Origin of the sequence: Falsiroseomonas oryziterrae (assembly GCF_021864505.1) — a bacterium.
Lineage (GTDB): Bacteria > Pseudomonadota > Alphaproteobacteria > Acetobacterales > Acetobacteraceae > Falsiroseomonas > Falsiroseomonas oryziterrae.
Window position 1 is genome coordinate 1 of the sequence record NZ_JAKJIB010000362.1, and the last position, 3910, is coordinate 3910.

Annotated in this window: 4 protein-coding genes; 2 read left to right on the forward strand and 2 right to left on the reverse strand. The window is 72.5% G+C overall.

The window, feature by feature from the left end:
- On the forward strand, positions 1-985 hold a 985-nt coding region (locus L2I40_RS20140; RefSeq protein ID WP_237216965.1), incomplete at its 5' end, for a trypsin-like peptidase domain-containing protein.
- A 65-nt stretch (positions 986-1050) separates the two neighbouring features.
- The gene (locus L2I40_RS20145) at positions 1051-1830 is read left to right on the forward strand and encodes an SDR family oxidoreductase (RefSeq protein ID WP_237216966.1); all 780 of its coding nucleotides are present in this window, start codon (positions 1051-1053) and stop codon (positions 1828-1830) included.
- A 215-nt stretch (positions 1831-2045) separates the two neighbouring features.
- On the opposite strand, the gene L2I40_RS20150 is transcribed toward L2I40_RS20145, so the two are convergent.
- Both L2I40_RS20150 and L2I40_RS20155 read right to left on the reverse strand, forming a co-directional pair.
- The gene (locus L2I40_RS20150) at positions 2046-2645 is read right to left on the reverse strand and encodes a hypothetical protein (protein WP_237216967.1); all 600 of its coding nucleotides are present in this window, start codon (positions 2643-2645) and stop codon (positions 2046-2048) included.
- A 175-nt stretch (positions 2646-2820) separates the two neighbouring features.
- Positions 2821-3910, reverse strand: a 1090-nt coding sequence (locus L2I40_RS20155; protein ID WP_237216968.1) for an RsmB/NOP family class I SAM-dependent RNA methyltransferase, incomplete at its 5' end; no start/stop codon positions are given.

Consider the following 3910-nt stretch of genomic DNA (forward strand, 5'->3'; position numbering starts at 1 on the left):
CGCCGCACAAGGACCCGCCGCGGCACCCGCCCCCGGGGCCGCCCCCGGGGCCGCCCAGGGGGCCGAGCCTGTCCGCATCGTGAACCGCACCGGGGTGGACGCGACGGCGCTGCACGCCGTGCGCAGCGGCCGGCCCGACTGGGGGTCGAACCTGCTGAACCGCGGCCCGCTGCCCACCGGCCAGTCCTTCGCGATGCGCCCGAACCCCGAGGCCGGCTGCCGCTTCGACATCCGCCTGGTGCTCGCCGACGGGCGGGAGAGCGTCAGCCGCGACCGCGACATCTGCGCCGACCAGCGGGTGGAGATGGCCGCCGCCGCCGCGCCGCCGCCTGCCGTGGCGCAGGCGCGCCCGAACCAGACTGCGCGCCGCGTCTCCTCCGGCACCGGCTTCGTCGTGGCGCCGGACCGGGTGATGACCAACCAGCATGTGGTGGATGGCTGCGACCGCATCCTGGCGCGCACCGCCGACGGCCGCTGGCTGGCCGCGACGCCGCCGGCCTCGGTCGATGCCGCGCTGGATCTCGCGGTGCTGACCATCCCCGGCAATCCCGGCCCGGCGCTGGCGTTCCGCACCGCGCCCGGCGTCCGCCGCGGCGAGGACGTGATCGTCTACGGCTTCCCGCTGGCCGGGCTGCTGTCCGCCGATCCGAAGCTGACGCGCGGCGTGATCAACGCGCTTGCCGGCGTGCGCAACGACCCGAACAACTTCCAGATCAGCGCCGAGGTGCAGCCGGGCAATTCCGGCGGGCCGATGGTGGATCTGCAGGGCAACGTCGTGGGCGTGGTGGTGTCGAAGCTCGATAACCGCCGCGTCCAGAACGTGGACAATGTGAACTTCGCGGTGAAGGGCGAGGTCGCGCAGGCCTTCCTGCGCCGTGCGAACGTGCCGTTCCGCACGGCCGAGTCCCGCGGCGCCGACCGCAGCGCGGCCGATATCGGGGAGCAGGTGCACCGGAGCACGGTGATGCTCCGCTGCGAAAAATAGAACGCGGCTTCGACGCAGGGCGGAGAGCGGTCCTCCGCCCGCCTTGGAGCAGGGGAACGACAAGCATGCAGAGGCTGAGCGGGAAGATCTGCGTCATCACTGGCGCCGCGCGGGGCATCGGCCGCGCCATTGCCTGTCGCTTCCAAGCGGAAGGCGGGAATGTCATCGTCACCGACCGCGACGAGACGAGCGGATTGGCCTTGGCTGCGGAAATCGGCGCGCGCTTCATCAAGCTCGACGTCGGGGAGGAAGCTGACTGGCTGCGGCTGGCCGATCTCGTTCCCAGAGTGGACGTGATGGTCAACAATGCCGGCGTCACCGGCTTCGAGGACGGCGCGGTCGCGCATGATCCGGAGCACGCCCGCCTGGAGGATTGGCGCGCGGTACACCGCGTGAACCTCGATGGGACGTTCCTTGGCTGCCGCTACGCGATCGGGGCGATGAAGGCAGCCGGCAGGGGATCGATCATCAACATCTCCTCACGGTCCGGACTGGTCGGCATTCCGGCGGCTGCCGCCTACGCCTCCTCCAAGGCCGCCATCCGCAACCACACCAAGACCGTTGCCCTCTACTGTGCGCAGCAGCGATGGACGATCCGCTGCAACTCGATCCATCCGGCGGCGATCCTCACGCCGATGTGGGAACCCATGCTCGGGGATGGTTCGGACCGCGAGGCGCGCATGGCGGCACTGGTGGCGGACACGCCGCTCCGGCGTTTCGGGATGCCAGAGGAGGTCGCGGCGATCGCGGCGATGCTGGCCTCCGACGAGGCCGCATACATGACGGGAGCGGAGATCAACGTCGACGGTGGGCTGCTGGCTGGATCGGCAGCAACGCCGGAATAGCGGCGCGGACACGCTGCAGGGCCGCTCGGGTCAAAGCGGACGCCCTGCTCGCTCATCGACAGGGCGTTCCTCCGGATCAGGCCCCGATGAACCGCCCTGCGAAGAGCCTGTCCACCCCACCACGCTCCCCCCACGTGTCCGGCCGCGCGCGATAGATGCGCCTGGCGCGCTCCGCCTGCGGCGCGCGGGGGGCCAGAACCAGCCGCTCGCCGCGCTCAGTGCCCGGCGACGCGCGACGGCGTGTTGAAGACCTTGCTCTTGATGTGCGCGATGCCGGCTTCGTCCAGCACCTTGATGATGAAGTCCGCGCAGTTCACGCCGCGCACCTTCGGCGCCGTGGTCAGGCGCCCGATCACGCCGCCCGCGATCCGGTAGGTGTAGCGACCCTTGGCGTTCTTCGCGATGAACCGCCGGATCGCGGCGTCCAGCGAGGCGCGCTGCGCATCCGTCATCGGATAGGCGGTGTAGTAGTAGTCGTCGGACCGGTCCTCCTCCGGCGCGTCCTTGCTGCCCGGGTGGAAGACCCCCTTCTCCTCGTCGAGGATCTCGATCTCGTTGGCGCCGAAGCCGCTGGCGCTCGACCCGGAGCCGACCGCTTCGGCCCGCTGCGATCCGCCGAGCCCCGCAACGAGATGCACCTTCCGCGTCACCAGGAAGCCCATCTCGTCCAGGTATTCCAGGTACATCATCGCGTGGCCGCCGGTGAGCGACTTGTAGGACGCGACCGTCGCCTGGCCGCGGTTCTTGACGATGGGTGCGCGCGTGCCCTTGCTGTCCGGGAACGCGGAATGCCAGACGTTACCAACCTTGATCATGCCTGCCCCCCTTCGGCCGTCGCGCGCCGCGATCAGCCGCGGTGACGCAGGCCTCGATGCGATACGGCCGCCGCAACCGCGCGTTGAACATAGCCGGGCGAAGAGGCGCTCGCAACGATTTGGCCAGCGCGGGGCGGCTTCGCGGACCGCGACGCAGCGCTTCGCGTAGCGGCGCTCAGGGCGCCGGCCTGACGAACCGCGCCGCGAAGAACCCGTCCAGCCCGCCGCGCTCACCCCACAGATCCGGCCGCGTGCGCAGCGTGCCGCGTTCCGTCAGCGCCTCCGCCAGCCCAGGCAGTTCCTCCGCGCGGATCGGGTCGAGCGTCAGACCGAGTGATGTCGCACGTGAAACATGCGCCTCGCCCTCCTCCGGCTGCAGCGAGCAGGTGGCCAGCACCAGCCGCCCGCCTGGCCGCAGGAGCTTCACCGCGTTCCCGAGCAGCCGCGCCTGCGCCTCCGCCATCTGCAGCACGTCGCCGGCCCGCTTCAGGTGCGGGATGTCGGGATGGCGGCGGATGATGCCCGTCGCGGTGCAGGGCGCATCCAGCAGCACCGCGTCGAACGCGGCCTCGCCCGGCGCCCAGGACGCCGCATCGGCCTCCACCAGCTCGGCCTCGAGCCCGAGCCGCGCCAGATTCTCGCGCAGCCGGCCGAGCCGCCGCGCATCGCGCTCCACCGCCACCACCTGCGCGCCGGCGGCCACCAGCTGCGCCGTCTTCCCGCCCGGTGCGGCGCAGAGATCGGCGACGCGCTCCCCCGGCTTCACGCCGAGCAGCCGCGCCGGCAGCGCCGCAGCTGCGTCCTGCACCCAGAAGCGGCCCTCGGCGAAGCCCGGCAGCTCCGTCACCCGCGTCCCCGCCGGCAGGCGGGCCGTGCCGGTCGGCAGGATCTCCGCCCCCTCCGGCGGCGCGGCCCCCGGCGCGAGGGTCAGGTCGAGCGGCGCCGGCTCCCGGTGCGCCCGCGCGATGGCGCGCACCGCCGGACCATAGGCCGCATGCCAGGCGGTCCAGAGCCAGGGCGGCGTGTCCAGCCGCTCGGCGTCCAGCCCCTCCAGCGCCGCGGGTCCCTCGACCGCGACCTTCCGCAGCACGGCGTTGACCAGTCCGGCGAAGGGCTTCGGCACCACCGCGACCGTCGCCGCGACCGCGGCATGGGCGGGCGTGCCGAGCAGCAGCAACTCGGCCGCGCCGGCCCGCAGCGCCGCACGCACCTCGGCCGGCGGCTCCCGCCGCAGGAAGGGCTCCAGCACCGCGTCCAGGCTGCCG

Coding starts and splice junctions, on each gene's coding strand:
- L2I40_RS20145 (WP_237216966.1), top strand. CDS start 1,051: ATGCAGAGGCTGAGCGGGAAGATCTGCGTCATCACTGGCGCCGCGCGG.
- L2I40_RS20150 (WP_237216967.1), bottom strand. CDS start 2,645: ATGATCAAGGTTGGTAACGTCTGGCATTCCGCGTTCCCGGACAGCAAG.